Annotated in this window: 19 protein-coding genes and 1 tRNA gene; 13 read left to right on the forward strand and 7 right to left on the reverse strand. The window is 64.7% G+C overall.

Annotated features, from left to right (window positions below; all coding sequences use genetic code 11):
* Positions 1-85 precede the first annotated feature (85 nt).
* Positions 86-718, forward strand: a complete 633-nt coding sequence (locus tag AB9K35_RS07185) for a nicotinate-nucleotide adenylyltransferase (protein ID WP_369925072.1) — start codon at positions 86-88, stop codon at positions 716-718.
* Here the strand turns inward: AB9K35_RS07185 and AB9K35_RS07190 are convergent.
* Positions 698-1504 carry a DMT family transporter gene (locus tag AB9K35_RS07190; RefSeq protein ID WP_369925073.1) on the reverse strand — a complete coding sequence of 269 codons (807 nt, stop codon included), beginning with the start codon at positions 1502-1504 and terminating at the stop codon, positions 698-700. The genes AB9K35_RS07185 and AB9K35_RS07190 overlap by 21 nt on opposite strands.
* Positions 1505-1637: 133 nt before the next feature.
* On the opposite strand from AB9K35_RS07190, the gene dacB reads away from it, so the two are divergent.
* Positions 1638-3125, forward strand: coding sequence for a D-alanyl-D-alanine carboxypeptidase/D-alanyl-D-alanine-endopeptidase (gene dacB, locus AB9K35_RS07195; RefSeq protein WP_369925107.1), 1488 nt, complete (start codon positions 1638-1640; stop codon positions 3123-3125).
* Between the two features lie 142 nt (positions 3126-3267).
* Here dacB and AB9K35_RS07200 read toward each other — a convergent pair whose 3' ends face one another.
* Entirely contained in the window at positions 3268-3690 is a 423-nt protein-coding gene (locus AB9K35_RS07200) for a tellurite resistance TerB family protein (protein ID WP_222456458.1), read from the reverse strand.
* 248 nt (positions 3691-3938) lie between these two features.
* On the opposite strand from AB9K35_RS07200, the gene AB9K35_RS07205 reads away from it, so the two are divergent.
* Positions 3939-5582, forward strand: a complete 1644-nt coding sequence (locus AB9K35_RS07205; RefSeq protein ID WP_222456459.1) for a lysine--tRNA ligase — start codon at positions 3939-3941, stop codon at positions 5580-5582.
* A 440-nt stretch (positions 5583-6022) separates the two neighbouring features.
* Positions 6023-8311 carry a right-handed parallel beta-helix repeat-containing protein gene (locus AB9K35_RS07210; RefSeq protein WP_369925074.1) on the forward strand — a complete coding sequence of 763 codons (2289 nt, stop codon included), beginning with the start codon at positions 6023-6025 and terminating at the stop codon, positions 8309-8311.
* A 23-nt stretch (positions 8312-8334) separates the two neighbouring features.
* On the opposite strand, the gene AB9K35_RS07215 is transcribed toward AB9K35_RS07210, so the two are convergent.
* The gene (locus AB9K35_RS07215; RefSeq protein WP_369925075.1) at positions 8335-8964 is read right to left on the reverse strand and encodes a hypothetical protein; all 630 of its coding nucleotides are present in this window, start codon (positions 8962-8964) and stop codon (positions 8335-8337) included.
* Positions 8965-9165: 201 nt separating this feature from the next.
* Between AB9K35_RS07215 and AB9K35_RS07220 the strand changes: the two genes are divergently transcribed.
* The 3 genes from AB9K35_RS07220 to AB9K35_RS07230 all read left to right on the forward strand — a co-directional run bounded on the left by AB9K35_RS07220 (position 9166) and on the right by AB9K35_RS07230 (position 10479).
* Positions 9166-9492, forward strand: coding sequence for an antibiotic biosynthesis monooxygenase family protein (locus tag AB9K35_RS07220; protein WP_222456462.1), 327 nt, complete (start codon positions 9166-9168; stop codon positions 9490-9492).
* A gap of 130 nt (positions 9493-9622) precedes the next feature.
* A complete protein-coding gene (locus tag AB9K35_RS07225; protein WP_222456463.1) occupies positions 9623-10030 on the forward strand; it encodes a universal stress protein in 408 nt (135 codons plus the stop codon).
* A 185-nt stretch (positions 10031-10215) separates the two neighbouring features.
* Positions 10216-10479 carry a zf-TFIIB domain-containing protein gene (locus AB9K35_RS07230; protein WP_222456464.1) on the forward strand — a complete coding sequence of 88 codons (264 nt, stop codon included), beginning with the start codon at positions 10216-10218 and terminating at the stop codon, positions 10477-10479.
* Between the two features lie 43 nt (positions 10480-10522).
* On the opposite strand, the gene AB9K35_RS07235 is transcribed toward AB9K35_RS07230, so the two are convergent.
* Entirely contained in the window at positions 10523-10990 is a 468-nt protein-coding gene (locus AB9K35_RS07235; protein WP_222456465.1) for an aminoacyl-tRNA deacylase, read from the reverse strand.
* A 223-nt stretch (positions 10991-11213) separates the two neighbouring features.
* Entirely contained in the window at positions 11214-11690 is a 477-nt protein-coding gene (locus AB9K35_RS07240) for a MarR family transcriptional regulator (RefSeq protein ID WP_222456466.1), read from the reverse strand.
* 215 nt (positions 11691-11905) lie between these two features.
* Here AB9K35_RS07240 and ectA point away from each other — a divergent pair, with 215 nt between their 5' ends.
* The 5 genes from ectA to AB9K35_RS07265 all read left to right on the forward strand — a co-directional run bounded on the left by ectA (position 11906) and on the right by AB9K35_RS07265 (position 17251).
* Complete coding sequence (gene ectA / locus AB9K35_RS07245; protein ID WP_222456467.1) at positions 11906-12436, forward strand: diaminobutyrate acetyltransferase; 531 nt, start codon at positions 11906-11908, stop codon at positions 12434-12436.
* A 99-nt stretch (positions 12437-12535) separates the two neighbouring features.
* Positions 12536-13831 carry a diaminobutyrate--2-oxoglutarate transaminase gene (gene ectB / locus AB9K35_RS07250; protein WP_369925076.1) on the forward strand — a complete coding sequence of 432 codons (1296 nt, stop codon included), beginning with the start codon at positions 12536-12538 and terminating at the stop codon, positions 13829-13831.
* 7 nt (positions 13832-13838) lie between these two features.
* Positions 13839-14231: an ectoine synthase gene (locus AB9K35_RS07255; protein WP_222456469.1), complete on the forward strand. Its 393-nt coding sequence runs from the start codon at positions 13839-13841 to the stop codon at positions 14229-14231.
* Positions 14232-15704, forward strand: coding sequence for an aspartate kinase (locus tag AB9K35_RS07260; RefSeq protein ID WP_369925077.1), 1473 nt, complete (start codon positions 14232-14234; stop codon positions 15702-15704). It abuts the gene before it with no gap.
* 209 nt (positions 15705-15913) lie between these two features.
* The gene (locus tag AB9K35_RS07265; protein WP_369925078.1) at positions 15914-17251 is read left to right on the forward strand and encodes an adenylate/guanylate cyclase domain-containing protein; all 1338 of its coding nucleotides are present in this window, start codon (positions 15914-15916) and stop codon (positions 17249-17251) included.
* A gap of 50 nt (positions 17252-17301) precedes the next feature.
* Here the strand turns inward: AB9K35_RS07265 and AB9K35_RS07270 are convergent.
* Together AB9K35_RS07270 and AB9K35_RS07275 are read right to left on the reverse strand one after the other, a co-directional pair.
* Positions 17302-17378 (reverse strand) — tRNA-Arg (locus AB9K35_RS07270).
* 35 nt (positions 17379-17413) lie between these two features.
* Entirely contained in the window at positions 17414-17908 is a 495-nt protein-coding gene (locus AB9K35_RS07275; protein ID WP_369925079.1) for a GNAT family N-acetyltransferase, read from the reverse strand.
* Positions 17909-18233: 325 nt separating this feature from the next.
* Here AB9K35_RS07275 and AB9K35_RS07280 point away from each other — a divergent pair, with 325 nt between their 5' ends.
* The gene (locus AB9K35_RS07280) at positions 18234-19208 is read left to right on the forward strand and encodes a helix-turn-helix domain-containing protein (RefSeq protein ID WP_369925080.1); all 975 of its coding nucleotides are present in this window, start codon (positions 18234-18236) and stop codon (positions 19206-19208) included.
* The last annotated feature ends 77 nt before the right edge of the window (positions 19209-19285 follow it).

Genomic DNA, 19285 nt, shown 5'->3' on the forward strand with positions numbered 1-19285 from the left:
CAGCGCTTGCACCTCGCCACCTGCCTGTCGGCAGCCCCGCGCTTGGCGGGGCAGGCGGGCATGTGATTGATCTCCCCTGCAAACTATGCGCATCAAGGCGGCGATGATTTGCAAGTTGCCGCATATCCAACCGGGCCAGAGCGTCGGGCTGTTGGGAGGGTCATTCGATCCGCCCCATCACGGCCACGCGGCGATTTCCCACGCGGCGCTGAGGCGGTTCGGGCTGGATCACCTGTTCTGGCTGGTGTCGCCGGGCAACCCGCTGAAGCGCCGTCAGCCGGCATCGCTGGCGCGGCGGATCGCGGCCAGCCGGGCGCTGATGCAGCATCCGCGTATCCATATCAGCGGCATCGAGGCGGATCTCGGCACGCGCTATACCGCCCAGATCCTGCGCCATCTGCGTCGCCGCCATCCCGGTGTGCGCTTTGTCTGGCTGATGGGGGCGGACAACCTGGTGCATTTCCATCACTGGAAGGATTGGCGGCAGATCCTCGACACGGTGCCCGTCGGGGTGCTGGCGCGCCCCGGGGACCGGATCGCCGCGCGGCTGTCACCGGCGGCCCGGATCTACCGCCATGCGATGCTGAAGGGCGGCCAAAGCCATTTGCTGGCGCAGGCCACCAGCCCCGCGTGGTGTTTCGTGAACGTGCCGATGGTGGATGTCAGCTCCACCCAGCTGCGCGCCCGTGGCGACTGGTCAGCGGCGCAGCAGGGCTGAGCCCAGCCCGGCCGACAGCACCACCACCAGCCCGGCCCAGGTCCAGGCGTCGGGCAGCTGGTTGAACACCATCCAGCCCAGACCCACCGCGGCGACCAGCTGGAAATAGACCATTGGCGCCAGTTTCACCGCCTGCACCCGCGCATAGACATAAAGCAGCAGAAGGTTGCCCAGCATCGAAAACGCCGCGCTTCCCACCGTCAGCACCGCGGTGGAGGCGGAGAACTCCGGCAGGCTGGTCAGCCCCAGCGGCAGCAGCAGCAGTGCGCTCAGCGCCAATTGTGTCAGGCTCAGCTCCAGCGCGCTGCCGAGCCCGGCCAGCCAGCGCGAACTGGTCAGGAACGCACCGTAGAAACAGCCCGCCAGCACCGCCCACAACAGGTTGAGCGAGCCGCCAAAGCCCGGGCGCACCACAAGCAGAACGCCGATGAAGCCAACCGCCATCAGCGCGTTGCGCGTCATCGTCGCCGGTTCGCGCAGCAGCAGCACGGACAGAACGTAGCTCACCACCGGACCGATGAAGAAGGCGGCAAAGACATTGGCCAAAGGCTCGGTCGACAGCGCCATCTGGATCGAAAAGATGCCCCCGGTCAGCAGGGCGGCACGCAGCCACAGGCGCCAGTCGCGCAACAGCGCATAGGCCCGGCGCGGCACGAAGGGCAGGATCAGCAGCGCGCCGATGGAAAATCGCGACCAGGCGACAAAGGCGGGTGTGGCCAGGCCGCTGCCGGTCAGCAACTTCCCGCACAGATCCCCGGCCGGGATCATTGACATGGCCACAAACATGAGGATCACTGCCTGAAACATAGGCGCAAGCGGTAGCAGGAACTCTCATGGGGCAGAAGCCCTGATTTCTGCAGCGGCCTGTGGCAGAACGCAAAAACGACATGAGCAGCCCCTGACCGTGAAACAGACCAAGATGACGTCTCGCCGGACATTCCTACTTTCGGGGCTCGCCGCCATGGCGGGCTCGGCCGCGCTGGCCAATGCGCCCACGGTTTCCTTGCGGCCGGTTTCGCGGCGCAACAGCATATTCGCACCGGGGGCCGAGGGGCTGAAGGCGCTGCTGGCGCAAGCCGATCTGCCGGGGGAAGTCGTCTGCGCCGTGGCGGATGTGAACAGCGGACGGCTGCTGGAGTCCCATGGCGCGGGCCAGGCCTTGCCGCCGGCCAGCGTGGCCAAGGTGATCACCGCGCTCTACGCGCTGGAGACATTGGGGGGCAGTCACCGGTTCGAGACCCGCATCCTTGCCACCGGCGGTGTCTCCAACGGCGTGGTTCTTGGCGATCTGATCCTCGCGGGCGGTGGCGACCCGATGCTGGACACCGATGATCTGGCGCAGCTTGCCGCGGCGCTGAAGGCCGCGGGGGTGCGCTCGGTGCGCGGCGATTTCCTGGTCTGGGATGCGGCATTGCCGACCATCCGCACCATTGATCCGGGACAGCCCGACCACCTCGGCTATTCGCCGGCGGTGTCCGGTATCGCGCTGAATTTCAACCGGGTGCATTTCGAATGGAAACGCGCCGCGAGCGGGGGCTGGGCCACCACGATGGATGCCCGCACCGAGAAGCACCGCCCCGAGGTCAGCATGGCGCGGATGCGGATCGCCACGCGGTCCACGCCGGTCTACACCTACGCGGAACAATCCGGCACTGACAATTGGACCGTCGCCTCCAAGGCGCTGGGCAAGGGCGGGTCGCGCTGGCTGCCGGTCCGCAATCCCGGGGCCTATGCGGGGGATGTGTTCCGGACCCTTGCCGGGGCGCATGGCATCCAGCTGGGCGCGGCGCGGCAGATCCGCACGCTGCCCGCGGCACAGCTGCTGGCGCAGCACCAGAGCCCGCCAATGGCAGAAATGCTGAAGGCGATGCTGAAGTATTCCAACAACCTGATGGCGGAAATGATCGGCATGTCGGCAACCGCGGCCCGCAGCGGTCGTCCCAGCTCGCTGAAGGAGTCGGCGACGGAGATGAGCCATTGGGCCACCGCCAGATACGACATGCCGGGCATCAGGCTGGTCGACCACTCGGGCCTTGGCGAGGAGTCCCGGATGACGCCGCTTGGGCTGCTGTCGGCGTTGATCGCGGCGGACCGGAGCGGGCAGTTGAAGCCGCTGCTGAAACCCTTCGATCTGCGCGATGCCAAGGGCCGTCCGATCAAGGATCACCCGATCAAGGTGGCGGCCAAGACCGGCACCCTCAACTTCGTTTCCGGTCTCGGCGGTTTCATGACGGCGTCAGACGGAACGGAACTCGCTTTTGCGATCTTCAGCGCCGACGAGGCCACCCGGGCCAGCATTCCGCGCGCCGAACGCGAGCGACCGCGGGGCGCGAAGGGATGGAACCGCCGCGCCAAGGCGCTGCAGCAACAGCTGATCGAGCGCTGGGGCGCCGTCTACGGCAGTTGATCTGCACGCCCCTGACCTGATGATTTTTCCAGCCCGCTACTTTTACAACCCGTTACATCGGGGCAGCCGCCGGATGGGGCGCCATGCCCCATGCCTCCTGACGTAGCGGCCTGCTAGCGTCGCGAGACGGTCTGCCGGTTGGTCAGACCGTGTGGCGGGCGCGTGCGCCGCGTTCGATCGCGGCGGCGTGCAGCCGGTCGATGTTCAGCTCGTAACGCACCTCGGCCAGGAACTGCAGTTCGGTCTCGCCCAGGATGCCGTCGGCGGCGGCCACGTCGCAGGCCAGCGCATAGGCGGTTTCGAACAGCCGCTCCGGCAGGTCGCCGCGAATGAGGCCGAACAGCGCCTCCAGCCCGTCTTCCTGTTCGAACAGATCCAGCACCGTCTGCGAGATCCGCGCCACCCGGTCGATGTCGTAATCGGCGAACACCGGCAGCATGTTGACCGCCGACTGGATCTTGACCAGTTCCGCGGTGCGGATGTTCTCATCAGAGGCAGACACCGCCACCATCAGCGCCACCAGGCAGTCCTGCGGGGACATCGGGTGCGGGGTTTGCTCACTCATGGATGAAATCCTTGCTTGTTCAAATCGGGTTTTGCGCAGGATAGGTGGCCCCGACGCCCGGTTCAATAACCCGCTGCGGCAGTGCGGCATTTTTCGGCCGATGCCGCGTCGGGCCGCGCCGTGAAACCAAGCGGGCGCCGGGCTTGTGATGTTGACTCGTGCTGCATCAGCACAATAGAGAGGCATGCCGGTCCGCGCCCCTGCGCCTGCCGGTGATCCCGAAACAACAGACGCCGTTGGAGAACATCATGTCTGATCTGCGCGAAGAAGCTCTCAAGAGCAAAGCCTGGCCGTTTGAAGAAGCCCGCCGGGTTCTCAAACGTTATGCCAAGGGCGCGCCGGAGAAGGGCTATGTGCTGTTCGAAACCGGCTATGGTCCCTCTGGTCTGCCCCATATCGGCACTTTTGGCGAGGTGGCCCGCACCACCATGATCAAGAAGGCGTTCGAGACCATCTCGGACATCCCGACCAAGCTGATCTGCTTTTCCGATGACCTCGATGGCATGCGCAAGGTGCCGGGCAACGTGCCCAACCCCGAAGCGCTGCAAGAGCATCTGCAAAAGCCGCTGACCGCGGTGCCCGACCCCTTTGGCGAATACGAAAGCTTCGGCCACCACAACAACGCCATGCTGCGCCGCTTCCTCGATACCTTCGGGTTCGAGTACGAGTTCTACTCGGCCAAGGAGTTCTATGAATCCGGTCAGTTCGACGAGATCCTCAAGCGCGCCGTCGAGAAATACGACGAGGTCATGGCGATCATGCTGAAGTCCCTGCGCGAGGAGCGGCGGCAGACCTATTCGATCTTCCTGCCGATCCATCCGGAAACCGGCCGCGTGCTCTACGTGCCGATGAAGAAGGTCTGCGCCGAGACCTACACCGTCACCTTCGACGACGAGGACGGCAAGGAATGGACCCTGCCGGTCACCGGCGGCAACGTGAAGCTGCAGTGGAAGCCGGACTTCGGCGCGCGCTGGGCGGCACTGGGCGTCGACTTCGAGATGTACGGCAAGGACCACTCCACCAACACGCCGATCTATGACGGTATCTGCCGGGTGCTGGGGCACCGTCCGCCGGAGCATTTCACCTATGAGCTGTTCCTCGATGCCAATGGCCAGAAGATTTCCAAGACCTCCGGCAACGGCATCTCGATCGACGAATGGCTGACCTATGCCTCGACCGAGTCGCTGGCGTATTTCATGTACCAGAAGCCCAAGACCGCCAAGCGGATGCACTTCGACGTGATCCCCAAGGCGGTGGATGAATACCACCAGCAGCTGCGGGCCTATCACACCCAGGATCTGAAGGCGCAGCTGAACAACCCGGTCTGGCACATCCACGGCGGCGACGTTCCGCAGTCGGACATGGTGGTGCCGTTCTCGATGCTGCTGAACCTCGCCTCTGCCTCCAGCGCCGAGGACAAGGCGACCATGTGGGGCTTCATCAACAAATACGCTCCCGACGCCACCCCGGAGACCCATCCGGGCATGGATCAGGCGGCGGGCTTCGCGGTGGCCTATTTCAACGACTTCGTGAAACCGGCCAAGACCTACCGCCTGCCCACCGATCAGGAGCGTGCGGCGCTGTCCGATCTGGCCGATGCGCTGAAATCGCCCGAGGCCGCACTGGCTGCAATCGCCAGGAAGAACGAGATCGTCGGCAACGACGATCCGCTGCCCGAGGCCAACTTCGCGGACGAGGAGTTCCTGCAATCGGTGGTCTTCGCGATCGGCAAGATCCACGGGTTCGAGCCGCTGCGGGCCTGGTTCTCGGCGATCTACGAAGTGCTGCTGGGGGCCAGCCAGGGTCCGCGCTTTGGCGGGTTCATCGCGCTCTACGGCGTCGAGGACACCATCGCGCTGATCGACAAGGCGCTGGCCGGCGAGCTGGCCTGATCCGCCAGTCATCGGAAATGAAATCGCTTCTGGGGGCGCGGGCGACCGTGCCCCCTTTGTCATTCCTCATCCTGTTCGCGGCGCGAATTTATGATGGCTTCACGCAGGGGCGGCGAAAAAACTTTGTTGACGTAGCGTAATGTTCGCCTAGCTTGACTCCCACGGCATGGGAGAGCCGGGCGTGCAGGCCGTTTGTTCCGTTACGAGTGTTTTTTGGTACCGGCTCTCTCCATTGCCAGCGCAACCGCCGCCGCAACAGGCAGGTTGGCAAAGGGTTAATCCTGTAATCTTCATTTAATTTCATGCGGTTGGGTGCGAGTTCCCGGCGCGCTATCCGCCGTCCTGAGGCGGGCAGCGTACGCTATTCTTGCCGGATCTTAAGGCCGCTTGGGTAAAACCTGATCCCCGAACGCGACAGGCGTAGCAGGAAAGGGTTTTCCATGAACAAGGCGATTACCGATGGCGTGCAGCTGATGCCCCCCGCATTTGCAGAGGGGTTGGATGTGTGGTCCAGCGGCGACGGCACCCCCGGCTCCGACACCTATGATGGTGCGGCTAATGCCGTGCTGGTGGCGGCCGATGCCGATTTCGGCAGCTGTCTGGAATTGCAGAAGACGGCCAACACCCAGAAGCTGCGCTTCATGGGGCAGACGCCGCTGGAGCCGGGCTGCTACCTGCAGATCAAGGTGCGCATCAAGGCGGTCAGTGGCGCCCTGCCAACGGTGCGCATCGCGGGCTACGCGGCCTATGCCACTGGCAGCAACATTCCGGGGGCACCGCAGACCGCCTCGGAGGCGGCGTTGCAAACCTATGGGGACGTGGTCGAGATCACCGCGCTGGTCGGCAGCGGCTACCGCAGCGGCGTGCAGATGCCCTGGGGGCGGCTGGCGGCCTACGGGCATTTCGGCCTCGACCTGATCGGCGCAAATGGCGGCGTGGTGCGGATCGACGATATCGAGATCACCGACGCAACCCATGTCTTCCTGCGCAAGATGCTGAGCCTGGTGGATGTCACCGACTATGGCGCCGTCGGCAACGGCAGCACCGACTGCACCGAGGCCTTCGAGGCCGCCGACGCCGCTGCCGATGGCCGCAGCATCCTGGTGCCCGCCGGGGAATTCCACCTGGCCGACACCGTGTCGCTGAACAATCCGATACGCTTCGAGGGCACGGTGTCGATGCCCGACGACAAGATGCTGCTGATGACCAAGAACTTCGATTTTCCCAGCTATGCGGCGGCCTTCGGCGACGAGGAGCTGGGGTTCAAAAAGGCGTTTCAGGCGCTGATCAACAATGTCGACCATGAATCGCTGGACCTGAAGGGGCGCAAGATCAGCATCACCGCGCCGCTGGACATGGCGGCGGCGGTGCCCAACAAGAGCTCCTATGCCACCCGCCGCCTGATCCGCAACGGCCAGCTGGAGGCCGCCGACAGCACCGCCTGGGACACCGACGTGGTGACCTCGCAGGCGACCTACAGCAGCGCCGCGGATTCGCGCAAGCTGACCAATGTCGCCAATGTCGCCAACATCCCCGTCGGCGCGCTGGTCGAGGGTGCGGGCGTGGGCCGCGAGATCTATGTGAAATCGCGCAACGTCGGCGCGGGCGAGCTGACGTTGAACGCGCCGCTTTACGACGCCGAGGGCACCCAGGTCTTCACGTTCCGCGACTTCAAGTACCTGGTGGATTTCAGCGGCTTCAGCTCGCTCAGCAAGTTCTGCGTCGAGGGCATCGAGTTCCAGTGCAACGGCCGTTGCAGCGCCCTGCGGCTGGCGCCTTCGGGCTCGGTGTTTTCCATCGACAGCTGCTTCATCTCGCGCCCCAGGGATCGCGGCATCACCTCGATCGGGACTGGCTGCCAGGGGCTCCTGGTGGACAACTGCCAGTTCCTGTCGCACGAGGATCCGCTGGACGTGCCGGATCGTGTCAGCATCGGTCTCAACGTCAACAACAATGACGCCAAGCTGCGCAGCAACCGCGCCACGCGGTTCCGCCATTTCGCGGTTCTGGCGGGCGGCAACAACACGGTGACCGGCAACCATTTCTTTCAGGGCGACAGCGTGCCCAACGGGGTGCGCACGGCCGGGCTGGTGCTGACCTCGAACAATTGCACCTCCACCGTGTCCGACAACTACATCGACAATTGCTTCATCGAATGGACCAACGAGCGTGATCCTTCGCCGGATTTCACGGGCGGGTTTTCCTTCAGCGCGCTGTCGATCAACGCCAATGTGTTCCTGTCCGGCGACGTCGCGCCCTGGTTCAGCTATATCGTGGTGAAACCCTACGGCAGTGGGCATTACCTCAACGGCGTGTCGGTCACCGGCAACAAGTTCCGCTCCGTCAACGGCAACATCGACCGGGCCGAGCGGGTCGATACCAGCTTTTCCGACCTCGATCACGGGCGGGCCAAGAACGTGCTGTTCACCGGCAACATGTACCACAACGTCACCGTGCAATCGGCCAACCCGCTGCGGGTGCTGCATGACCAGTCCTCGGCCGCGTCCAGCTGGACGGTGCAGACGGCGGCTGAGCTGCCGTTCCAGGGGTATGCCCGCTATGTCGACAGCGTGATGCCGCAGCGCGCCCTGCGCAGTGCCAGCAACAGCATCCGCTATCTCGCCCCCTATGCGGATGTCGAGCAGGGGGCCGGGCGGGATCAGATCGTGTTGCGCTGGCCCGAGGCGGTGCGCGGCGAGGTGCAGGTCACGCTGCGCATGGACAGTTGATCCGGTGTCGCGAGGTGTCTGGCTCAGAATTTCTGCCACAGCCCCAGTTTCAGGCCGAAGCTGCTGCGCTCCTCGTGGCCAAGGGCCAGTCCGATCAGCAGTTCGCGGCGTTCGGGCAGCTGGTAGCGCAGCGACGGGGTCAAGGTGTAGCTGGGCTGGCCCCCTTGCGGCCAGGCGGTTTCCAGCTGGATCATCGGCGCGAACGCTGCGCCGGTGTTCAGCCCGAGGGTCCCATCCAGCTTCCATATGGGCTGCGCCCTGCTGTTGCGCAGCTCATAGCTGGCATCCACTGCGATCCAGCCGCTGTGCCCCGCGCCGGTCTGAAAGCCGCGACCATAGGACAGCGTTGCTTTCTGCATCATGTACCAGCGGCCCTCCACCCGGTGGCCGCCAAGGCCAAGCTCGGCGGCCACGCGGTGCGTGGGGCCCTGGTGCAGTGGCAGCCGCGCAAAGAGCACTGCGTGACCGGACAGGGCGCGGTTGCTGTTCAGGTCCACGCCCAGCGTCACCCCGGGCGTGAGGCCGTAGGCGCCGTAAAAGCTCAACTCCGGTTCGGGGTCCGCCTGCCGGGTCCGAAAGGTCGCGCTGGCCGAGGTGAAACCCGCTCCGACCGGCTCCAGCCAGGCGCCTGCCGCGGCGGGTGGCGCCAGCATCAGCGCCGCTGCGGCGCCACGGGCGAGGCGGCAGGCTGCGCACCCGCTGCGGTGTGTCGAAGGGTCGGATCTGCGCCGCATGAATAAATTATAGGTTGATTTGATTTTTCCATAAATCACCTTTCGAGGGTCTTGGCGTAAAAAATCGTGCGATTTTCGCGCAATCGGGCGTAGGCTGGAAGGGAGTCACCGGAGGAGCCAATGCCGCAAATCGCCAAAACCGCTGATATTCAGACCGTTATCACCACATTCGAGATGACGCCCGGCACCTGTCAGGACCTGCTGGAAGCACTGGAGGATGCCTATGCGGAATTCATCTCGAAGCAGCCCGGGTTCATTGCCGCCGGCCTGCACGTCAATGACGCGCAGACCCGCATCGCGAACTACTCGCAGTGGCGTCGCCGCGAGGATTTCATGGCGATGCTGCGCAGCCCCGAGATGCGCGCCCGCAACCGCAAGATCAACGAGTTGTGCCGCAGTTTCGAGCCGGTGATGTATGACGTCGCCGAGGTTTTCGGCGACGGCTAACGGGTGCTGTGAACGGGCGGATCGGGCGTTTGGCCAAGGCGCGGCAGGGGCCGGGGGAACTTCTGGTTCCTGCCTCGCGTAGGTTTGGTGACGTCACCGCAGCCCGGGCAAAACCCCAAGGAGGTCAGCCATGTATCACAACATTCTCGTCCCTATTTCCTTTGACCCCGAACGCGATGTGACCGGCCCGCTGAAGGTGGCGCGGTTGCTGTCGGCCCCGGGTGCGAGGGTGACGTTGCTGCATGTGATCGAGCAAGTGCCGAGCTATGCGATATCCTACATCCCCGCCGATTTCATGAAGGACACGCGCAAGGCGCTGAAGGCAGAGCTGGACGGGCTGGCGCAGACCCTCCCCAATGCACGGGGTGAGCTGATTGAGGGGCATTCCGGCCGCACCATTCTGGACTGGGCGGAACAGAACGGCCCGGACCTGATCATCCTCGCCTCGCATCGCCCCTCGATGCAGGATTTTCTGTGGGGATCGACCTCGGGTCACGTGGTGCGGCACGCATCCTGCGCGGTGCATGTGGTGCGCTGACGACTGACGTGTGATCCGGCGGTGTGGTCCGGGCGGCGTCCGGCCTCGTCCGGCCTCAGGGGGGGTGCCCAAATGGGGGATTTCCGCCGGCGAGCCGGATCCGCTTGGCGGCCTGCCTTGTGATGCCCGCCGCGCCTACCCACCTGTAACAGCAGGAGAGAGTGGAAACGCGAATGGAGGTGCAGATGCAATGTCCTGTTGATGGCAGCGAGCTGGTGATGGCGGACCGCGCAGGGGTCGAGATCGACTACTGCCCAAAGTGCCGCGGGGTCTGGCTGGACCGGGGCGAGCTGGACAAGATCATCGAGCGCTCCACCCAGCCGGTGCAGGCCGTCCCGCCGCAGCCGCACCGCTATGATGACCGCGGCGGCGACTACGACCCGCGGTTTGGCGGTAAACCCTACAGGAAGAAAAAGAAGAACTTCCTCGAGGATCTGTTCGACTTCTGACGCAGATGCGGACGGCCCGTTGAGGGCCGTCACCGGCAACTGGTCAGTGCAGGGTGCTGAAGGAGCCGTGGCGGGCGTCCTTCATCAGCCGGTCGAAATCATTACCTTTCATTTCCACCAGTGTCTTGTGGTCACCGGCCTCGAACCAGACGGTGTCCAGCCCGGTCAGGCTGTCGTCGATCACCGTCGGCACGTGATAGGCGGCGCCGACGCAGGGCGCGGCACCGGGATCGCAATCGTCGAAGACCTGGGTCAGCTCCTGCTCGGGGGCGAGCCCGAGGCGGCGTTTGACCAAGGACTGAAGAGCCCGGAGGTCGACGCTGTGGCTGGCGGGAATCACGGCCAGCATCGGGCCTTCCTCCATGTGGATCAGCACCGACTTGGCCAGGTGGTCACCGGGCACATGCGCGGCCTCGGCGCATTCCGATGCGGTGGCGGTATAGGGGTGGCGCACCGTCTCGAACGGCAGGCCGCGGGCCTCGAGGTGATGTTTCAGGCGTGAGGCGATCATGGCAGGATCCTCCGATTGCCGGAGCGCCCGCAGGGCCGCCTGGGAGACCCGTCGCACGGGGCCGCCTGACCGGGCTGTGCGCCCTGACCCGGCGGAGACGGGCGCAGCCGACGGCAGGCCGGGCGCCCAGATGGGTCTGGTCCCTCCACTGTGACGCAGGAGGGGTGAGTCGGGCAAGGGTCGTGGTCGCGGCGGTGGGCGCGGGCGGCCGCAGTGCGGATCCTTAGTGCGGATCGCGGATTTCGCCGGTGTCGAGCACGGGGGCCGCGTCGATTTCCTCGGCGTCGAGCATCGCGGCAACCCGTTCCAGCGCGGCGATCAGCCCGGCCTGTTCCCAGTCGGGCAGGGCGGAGAACTTGCGCACGAACTTCTGCTGGAGCGGATCCGGTGCCTCGGCGATGGTCTGGCGGCCCTTCTCGGTGATCAGGATGTTGGTCTGCCGCCGGTCGGTCTGCGAGCGTTCCCGCACGACCAGCTCCTTGCGCACCAGCTTGTCCACCACCGAGGTGACGGTGGCCTGGGTGATCCGCATCTGCTGCGAGATGACGGTGGCCGTGCAGTGCTCGCGATCGGCAACGATCTGCAGCACGCGGAACTGCGCGGCGGTCAGATTCACCGACTGCGCCAGCTCGCGGCCAAACAGTTCTGTTGCACGCAGGATGCGGCGGAGGGCGATCAGGCTGGTGTCCACGCGGTTCATGAGAGTCTTATTGGCAGATGCCAGGGCGCAAGGCAACATGTGCCGCGCCATATGGGTAGTTTGAATATCGAATGTGTATATGCTTGAGTTTATTTTGCAAACAGGAAAATATCACACCTGTTTTGCCATTTATGGATATTTTTTACTTTGATCTTGAAAGCATTCAGATTGCTCGCTACTTAGATAGCCAAAGCAATTTGGAGGTTCATAGCCCAATGGCAAAGACGTTGGAGTTGTTCCGCAAAGCCGCACCCGCCCTGAGGGCGCCCGTGGCCGAAGACGGCGCGGATATCTGGGAGCTGGTGCGTGCGTGCAAACCGCTTGATGAGAACTCGATGTACTGCAACCTGGTGCAGTGCGACCATTTCAGCGACACCTGCGTGGTGGCTGAACTGGACGGGGAAATCGTCGGCTGGATCTCCGCCTACCTGGTGCCCAAGGACCCGGAAACCCTGTTTGTCTGGCAGGTCGCGGTGTCCCCGAAGGCCCGTGGCCTGGGGCTGGGCACGCAGATGCTGAACGCGCTTCTCAAGCGCAAGGCCTGCGCCGACGTGAAGCGGATGCAGACCACCATCACCGCCGATAACGACGCCTCCTGGGCGTTGTTCCGCAAGTTTGCCAAGGGCCACGAGGCGGCGATCGACTCGGAGGCCCATTTCAAGAAGGCGGAGCACTTCCGCGAACTTCACAACACCGAACACATGGTCACGATCGACCTGGGCGAGCGGATGCGCAAAGCGGCGTAACGGCCGTGGCCTGACTGCCGGCGTGCTGCCTGCGGCCCTCCGGGCTGCGGCGGCGCCTGCTCTCCCACCTTCTTTTCACCAATCCCAAAAGGATCTGAAATGCCGACTGACACGTCAGCCGAAATCTCTGTTTTCAAACGCCGCGAATCCGAGGCCCGCAGCTATTGCCGCGGCTTCGACACGGTGTTCACCTCTGCGCAAGGCTCGGAAATGACCGACGCCGACGGGCGCAGCTACATCGACTTCCTGGCGGGGTGCTCCTCGCTGAACTACGGCCACAACGACCCCGACATGAAGGCCGCGCTGATCGAGCATATCTCCGGGGACGGGCTGGCGCACGGGCTGGACCTGCACACCGACACCAAGGCCGATTTCCTGGCGGCCTTCGAGCGCCACATCCTGGAACCGCGCGGCATGGACCACAAGGTCATGTTCACCGGCCCGACCGGCGCCAATGCTGTCGAGGCGGCGATCAAGACCGCGCGCAAGGTGACCGGCCGCAACAACGTGGTGGCTTTCACCAACGGCTTCCACGGCGTCACCTTGGGCGCGCTGGCCGCGACCGGCAACGGCTATCACCGCGGCGGCGCGGGCACTACGCTGAACGGCGTGACCCGGATGCCGTTCGACGGCTACATGGCCGGCGGTTGCGATACGGCCGATTTCCTCGAGGCGATGCTGGCGGATGCCTCCAGCGGTGTCGACGCACCGGCCGCGATCCTGTTGGAGACCGTGCAGGGCGAGGGCGGCCTGAACGCCGCCAGCGCCGAATGGGTGCAGCGCATCGCCAAGCTGGCCCGCGACCACGGCGCGCTGCTGATCATCGACGACATCCAGGCGGGCTGCGGCCGCACCGGCACCTTCTTCTCGTTCGAGGAGATGGGCGTCACCCCGGACATCGTGACGATGGCGAAATCGGTGTCGGGCTATGGCCTGCCGATGGCGCTGATGCTGGTGCGCCCGGAGCATGACGTGTTCGGTCCCGCCGAGCACAACGGCACCTTCCGCGGCAACACCCATGCCTTTGTCACCGCCCGCGTGGCGATCGAGAAGTTCTGGGCCGACGGCGCCTTCCAGGCCGAGCTGGTCGAAAAGGAAGCCCTGGTGCGCACGCGCCTGTCCGACCTGGCCGCCCTGGTTCCCGGCGCGCGGCTGAAGGGCCGCGGCCTGATGCAGGGCGTTGATGTCGGCTCTGGCGAGCTGGCGGGCGAGATCTGCGCCCGTGCCTTCCAGAAAGGGCTGATCATCGAGACCTCGGGCAACGAGGACCAGGTGGTCAAGGTGCTGGCACCGATCACGACCCCGGCAGAGACCTTCACCAAGGGCTTCGACATCCTGATGGAGGCCGCCCGCGAGGTGCTGGCCGACCAGAGCAAGAAAATCGCAGCGGAGTAACAGACCGATGATCGTGAGAGATTTCAACAAGATCGTGGAAAACGAAAAGTCCCGCGTGGTGTCCGACGCCCAGTGGACCTCGGTGCGGATGCTGCTGGCCGATGACGGTATGGGCTTTTCCTTCCACATCACCACGCTGGAGAGCGGCTCGGAGCACACCTTCGAGTACAAAAACCACTTCGAGAGCGTCTATTGCATGCAGGGCAAAGGCTCGATCACCGATCTGGCCACCGGGGAGACCCACGAGATCACCCCCGGCGTCATGTACGCGCTGAACGAGCACGACCGCCACATCCTGCGCGCCGAAGAGCAGCTGGTCATGGCCTGCGTGTTCAACCCCCCGGTGACGGGCAAGGAAGTGCACCGGGAAGACGGCTCCTACGCGCTGCTCGAAACCTGAATGGAGGCCCCGGGCAAGGCCCGGGGGACACATCCCGTGACATTACCTGACCATACTGTCGAAAAGATCGGCGGCACCTCGATGAGCCGCCTGTCGGAACTGACCGGCACGCTGATCATCGGCGACCGCAAGGGGGAGGATCTGTATCACCGGATCTTCGTCGTCTCCGCCTTTGGTGGCATCACCAACCTGCTGCTGGAGCACAAGAAAACCGGCGAGCCGGGGGTCTTTGCGCTGTTCAACAACGACGACAACGACCATTCCTGGCTGGATGCGCTGACCCGCGTCGCCACCGCCATGTGCGAAGCGCATGACGCGGTGCTGGACGAGTCCGCCGACCGCTCGCTGGCGGAGGATTTCGTGCGCGAGCGCATCGAGGGCGCACGCAGCGTGCTGTTCGACCTGCGCCGCCTGTGCTCCTACGGGCATTTCCGCCTGTCGGCGCATATGCAGATCGTGCGCGAGCTGCTGTCGGGTCTGGGCGAGGCGCATTCCGCGTTTGTCACCACGCTGCTGCTGCAGCGCAAGGGCGTGAACGCGCGTTTTGTCGACCTGTCCGGCTGGCGCGACGAGACCGACTGCACCCTGCAGGAACGCATCGCCGGCGCCATGGACGGCATCGATCTGACCCGCGAGCTGCCCATCGTCACCGGCTATGCGCAGTGCCGCGAGGGGCTGATGCAGGAATACGACCGCGGCTATTCCGAGGTCACCTTCTCGTCGCTGGCGGATTTCACCGGCGCGAAAGAGGCGATCATCCACAAGGAATTCCACCTGTCCTCGGCCGATCCCGGCCTGGTGGGCGAGGGGGCGGTGCGCAAGCTGGGCCACACGAACTATGATGTCGCGGACCAGCTGTCGAACATGGGGATGGAGGCGATCCATCCGAATGCCGCCAAGACCCTGCGCCAGGCGAATATCCCGCTGCGCGTCACCAATGCTTTTGACCCGGATGATCCGGGCACGCTGATCGATGACGCCCCGGCGGACACCCCGGCGGTGGAGATCGTCACCGGCCTCAACGTGGTGGCGCTGGAGCTGTTCGAGCAGGACATGGTCGGCGTCAAGGGCTATGACGCCAACGCGCTGGAGGCGCTGCGCCGCTTCAACGTACGGATCGTCTCAAAGACCTCGAACGCGAACACCATTACCCATTATGTCGAGGCGCCGCTGAAATCAGTGCGCCGCGTGGTGGCGGAGCTGGAGAAGACCTATCCGTCGGCCGACATCAGCGTGCGCAGCATGGCGATCGTGTCGGCCATCGGCCGCGACCTGACCGGGCTGCATGCCTTCAGCAGCGGCCTGCAGGCGCTGGAGCGCGCGGGCATCGAGGTGATCGCCGCCCATCAGACGCCGCGCAACGTCGATATCCAGTTCGCGGTGGCCCGCGACGACGCCGACCGCGCGATTGAGGTGCTGCATGGCGCGCTGGTCGACACCGGTCTGGAACAGGTGGTGGACCAGGCCGCCTGAGCCCGCACTCGTCCCGTCCTTGCCCTGCCGTCCGGCGCATCCCGCGGCGGCAGGCGGCGGCCCGGCCTCACTGTAAACGCGGGGAGAGGGCACGAGGCGACAAATCCCCCTTTGCATGATAGGCTGGCTTGCGGAGGTCGCGGCGCACGGACGCTGCGGCCCACCGAAGAATGAGGCAGCACGACTGCCGGATAGGTGCGGGGGCGCCGATGGCCGCGGAAAGACACATCGGGACGGGGAACGGCCGCGCCAGCGCGGCTGGTACCGTGGCTGACGGTTTTTCGGGCGCACCGGCGACGGACCAGGTCCGTGCCGCGGAAATTCCGGCGCCCGCGGCCTGCGCCCCGTCGCAGCTGTTCGACGGGATCGCCAATTGGCTGATCGAAGAGGGCCTTGGCGATGCCGCTTTCGGCGACATTCTTGGCGGGCTGGGTCGGCGGCTGCTGGCCGGCGGCGTGCCCGTTCACCGCATCAGCACCGGCGGGCTGTTTCTGCATCCGGTTTTTGGTGCGATTGACACCGCCTGGGACTCGCAGTCTGACCGGGTCACGGAAACGGTGCAGCCGCGCAGCAAGTTCGATTCGGCTGAATTCAGGAACTCGCCCTTTTTCCAGGCCGCGTTGCACGGGATCAGATACCAGCGTTTCCGTCTCAGCCAGGCGGCGGACCCGGGGGAATACCCTCTGCTGAAACAGCTGCGCGCGTCCAATGTGACCGATTACCTGGTGTTCTACCGGGATTTCGGGCGCCGCGACCTCAGCCTGTGGAACGGGCTGCCGCAGGGGATGGAGGGCGCGCTCGGTTCCTTCGCGACCCGCCGCACCAGCGGCTTTCACGACCGGGAGATCGCGCATCTGTTCAATCTGTCCACCGTGCTCAGCATGGTCATCAAAAGCAAATCGCGCCACATGCTGACGGGCACCCTGCTGCAGACCTATCTCGGCGCGCATTCGAGTCGGCGGGTGCTGCAGGGGCTGATCGAACGCGGCAGCGGCAGGAAGATCGACTGCGTGATCTGGCTGTCCGATCTGCGCCAGTCGACCCGGCTTGCAGAAACCCTGAGCATGGATGACTACCTGTCGCTGCTCAACACCTACTTCGATTGCACCGCCGGGGCGGTGCTGGATCACGGAGGCGAGGTGCTGAAGTTCATCGGCGATGCCGTGCTGGCAATTTTCCCGTTTGAAGACAGCCAGAGGCCGGCCGAGGACATGTGCCGCGCGGCCCTCTGTGCGGCGCGGGAGGCGCATGCGCGCACCTCTGGCGAAAACCGCGCGCGGCGGCAGAACGGGCAGAGCGAGATCAGATTCGGCGTCGCGCTGCATGCGGGTACGCTGATGTACGGCAACGTCGGAACCGACCGGCGGCTCGATTTCACCGTCATCGGCCCCGCGGCGAACGAGGTGGCCCGGCTGGAAAGCTTTTGCAAGACCGAGCAGAGCGACATTGTGGTCTCCACCCGGTTTGCGGATCTCTATCCGGGCGATCTTGAAGACATTCCCGCCCGGCAGATCCGCACAGACCCCGAAGCCAAACCCGTGGGCTGATGTGTCTTGATGCGGTCGGGGCGCACACGTCCTGAGAGTTGAATGGAGCCTGGCGATCCCTGAAGGACTCGAACCCTCAACCTGCTGATTAGAAGTCAGCTGCTCTATCCAGTTGAGCTAAGGGACCGCTTGCAGCCTGTTATGCCATGCGCGTTGCGGGGGTCAAGCGGTGCCGCGCAGGTCGAGGTGCATAAAGACGGACCACGGATCCGGCGCATAGTCGCCAAAAGCCGCGCATTCGCGAAACCCCATCGAGCCGTAGAGACTGCGAGATGGCAGGAAATCCGCGGTGGAGCCGGTCTCGAGATAGATGTCGGTGCCGCCTTCGGCGCGGGCAAGGTCGAGAAGATGGGTGAGCATCGCCCGTCCGGCACCGCTGCCGCGGGCCTCGGCGGCGGTGTGCATCGACTTCAGCTCGAAACTGGCGGCATCCAGCCGTTTCAGCGCGCCCATGGCCACTGCCTCGGTGCCCCGGTAGAGCAGGAAGAACCGCACATCCGGGCCTTCCAGTCCGCTGGCGTCCAGCGCGTGGCAGCTGTCTTCAGGCGATTGCGCCGCCATCTGCGACAGGTGCCGTCGGATCAGCGCCGCGGCGGCGGGATCGGACGGGCTGGCCCGGCGGATCTCGAAACCGTTCATCGTGGGTGTCTGGGGCAAGGTGGCGCCAATCTTCTGCGTTTTCCATTGATTTTCAATGATAAATCCTATCGCAAATGGGGGTTTGAAACAAGCCGCGGCGCGAGCGGACCTGGATCGGGCATGAAGCCGCCGGTGGCCTTGGGGGCGGCGGTATCAACCGGCATGCCCCCCGCGGCCGGGAAACCACGCCAGTACAGGCCGCTAGCCTTGATCGGGAACTGGCGGCAGCCGGTGGCAGCGTCATGCAAGGGGCGGCGCTGTGGCCGCGCGCGATCCTTTACCGTTGGGCGAAAAGCTGGCTAACCTTTGGTCTGAAGCGGCTCGCGGAGGAGAAGACGCCCACATGTATCAGTCCACAGCAGGCCTCTCCAATGCACCGCTGTGCCGGGCAGACCCGAGGCCCCGCGCCGTCGAGTCTTTTGCGCGCGACATCGAAACCGTTTGCGGCCGGTTTGCGGTTGAACCGGTTGCCGCGGCGCGGGGGCAGGTGGACGGAGACGTCTCGACGATGCGCGTGTCACGATTTGAGACGGCGATCGTATCCCTCGACGCCCAAAGGGTTTTTCGCGACAGGCGGATGATCCGTTCCGACCCGGGCGAGCATCTGTTCCTGTTGATCCAGGACAAGGGGCGGTGCCGGATCCACCAGAACGATGAAACCGTGCTCCTGACTCCGGGCGACATGTATCTGGTGGATAGCTCGCGCAGTTCCGAGTTCTTCTATGACGGCATGCATTCGCGGCAGATTTCGATCCATCTGCCGCGCGAGGAAATGCTGCACCGATTCGGTGACGTATGCCTTGGCGGGATCGGGATTGATCGCTCCGATCCCCTGTTCCTGTCGATGCGCGCGGTGCTGGCAAAGATTTTCACCGAGGACAGCGCGGCCGTGGCCCCCAGCCTGGGCGACGCCTTCCTGAGCCTGCTGGGTGCCTATTTCCACTGTGTTGAACACCAGGAGGCCAAGAGCACCGCCGCCGCCAACTCGGTCCTGTCGCGCGCGCTGGCGGTCATTGATCGCAACGCCAATGATCCTGCTTTTGGCCCGCAGGAGCTTGCGGATCAGTTGCAGGTCTCGCCGCGGACGTTGCAGCGGCACTTTGGCCAGATCGGCGAGACGGCCAGCAAACGCATTCTATCCGTCCGTCTCGAGACCGCGCGGGCGCGGTTGAATGCGCTCGGCGACGGACCGGGCACACAGACCATCGCGGCAGTGGCCTATGATTGCGGCTTCAACGATCTCTCTTATTTCTACCGGGCTTTCCGCGAAAGATTTGGCGCGTCTCCGGGGGATGTACGGAAGAACGTGGCGCTCTGAGCCATAACCTCTGGCGTTCCCGTTCAAGATTCGACCGCGCGGTCAGTTATTCTGCCTCCTGAGGAGCCGCCTGCAAC

Origin of the sequence: Leisingera sp. XS_AS12 (assembly GCF_041224635.1) — a bacterium.
Taxonomy (GTDB): Bacteria; Pseudomonadota; Alphaproteobacteria; order Rhodobacterales; family Rhodobacteraceae; genus Leisingera.

Coding starts and splice junctions, on each gene's coding strand:
- AB9K35_RS07190 (WP_369925073.1), bottom strand. CDS start 1,504: ATGTTTGTGGCCATGTCAATGATCCCGGCCGGGGATCTGTGCGGGAAG.
- AB9K35_RS07210 (WP_369925074.1), top strand. CDS start 6,023: ATGAACAAGGCGATTACCGATGGCGTGCAGCTGATGCCCCCCGCATTT.
- ectA (WP_222456467.1), top strand. CDS start 11,906: ATGGCAAAGACGTTGGAGTTGTTCCGCAAAGCCGCACCCGCCCTGAGG.
- AB9K35_RS07200 (WP_222456458.1), bottom strand. CDS start 3,690: ATGAGTGAGCAAACCCCGCACCCGATGTCCCCGCAGGACTGCCTGGTG.
- AB9K35_RS07260 (WP_369925077.1), top strand. CDS start 14,232: ATGGAGGCCCCGGGCAAGGCCCGGGGGACACATCCCGTGACATTACCT.
- AB9K35_RS07280 (WP_369925080.1), top strand. CDS start 18,234: ATGTATCAGTCCACAGCAGGCCTCTCCAATGCACCGCTGTGCCGGGCA.
- AB9K35_RS07205 (WP_222456459.1), top strand. CDS start 3,939: ATGTCTGATCTGCGCGAAGAAGCTCTCAAGAGCAAAGCCTGGCCGTTT.
- AB9K35_RS07220 (WP_222456462.1), top strand. CDS start 9,166: ATGCCGCAAATCGCCAAAACCGCTGATATTCAGACCGTTATCACCACA.
- AB9K35_RS07265 (WP_369925078.1), top strand. CDS start 15,914: ATGGCCGCGGAAAGACACATCGGGACGGGGAACGGCCGCGCCAGCGCG.
- AB9K35_RS07225 (WP_222456463.1), top strand. CDS start 9,623: ATGTATCACAACATTCTCGTCCCTATTTCCTTTGACCCCGAACGCGAT.
- AB9K35_RS07240 (WP_222456466.1), bottom strand. CDS start 11,690: ATGAACCGCGTGGACACCAGCCTGATCGCCCTCCGCCGCATCCTGCGT.
- AB9K35_RS07255 (WP_222456469.1), top strand. CDS start 13,839: ATGATCGTGAGAGATTTCAACAAGATCGTGGAAAACGAAAAGTCCCGC.
- AB9K35_RS07185 (WP_369925072.1), top strand. CDS start 86: ATGCGCATCAAGGCGGCGATGATTTGCAAGTTGCCGCATATCCAACCG.
- AB9K35_RS07230 (WP_222456464.1), top strand. CDS start 10,216: ATGCAATGTCCTGTTGATGGCAGCGAGCTGGTGATGGCGGACCGCGCA.
- dacB (WP_369925107.1), top strand. CDS start 1,638: ATGACGTCTCGCCGGACATTCCTACTTTCGGGGCTCGCCGCCATGGCG.
- AB9K35_RS07235 (WP_222456465.1), bottom strand. CDS start 10,990: ATGATCGCCTCACGCCTGAAACATCACCTCGAGGCCCGCGGCCTGCCG.
- AB9K35_RS07215 (WP_369925075.1), bottom strand. CDS start 8,964: ATGCTGGCGCCACCCGCCGCGGCAGGCGCCTGGCTGGAGCCGGTCGGA.
- ectB (WP_369925076.1), top strand. CDS start 12,536: ATGCCGACTGACACGTCAGCCGAAATCTCTGTTTTCAAACGCCGCGAA.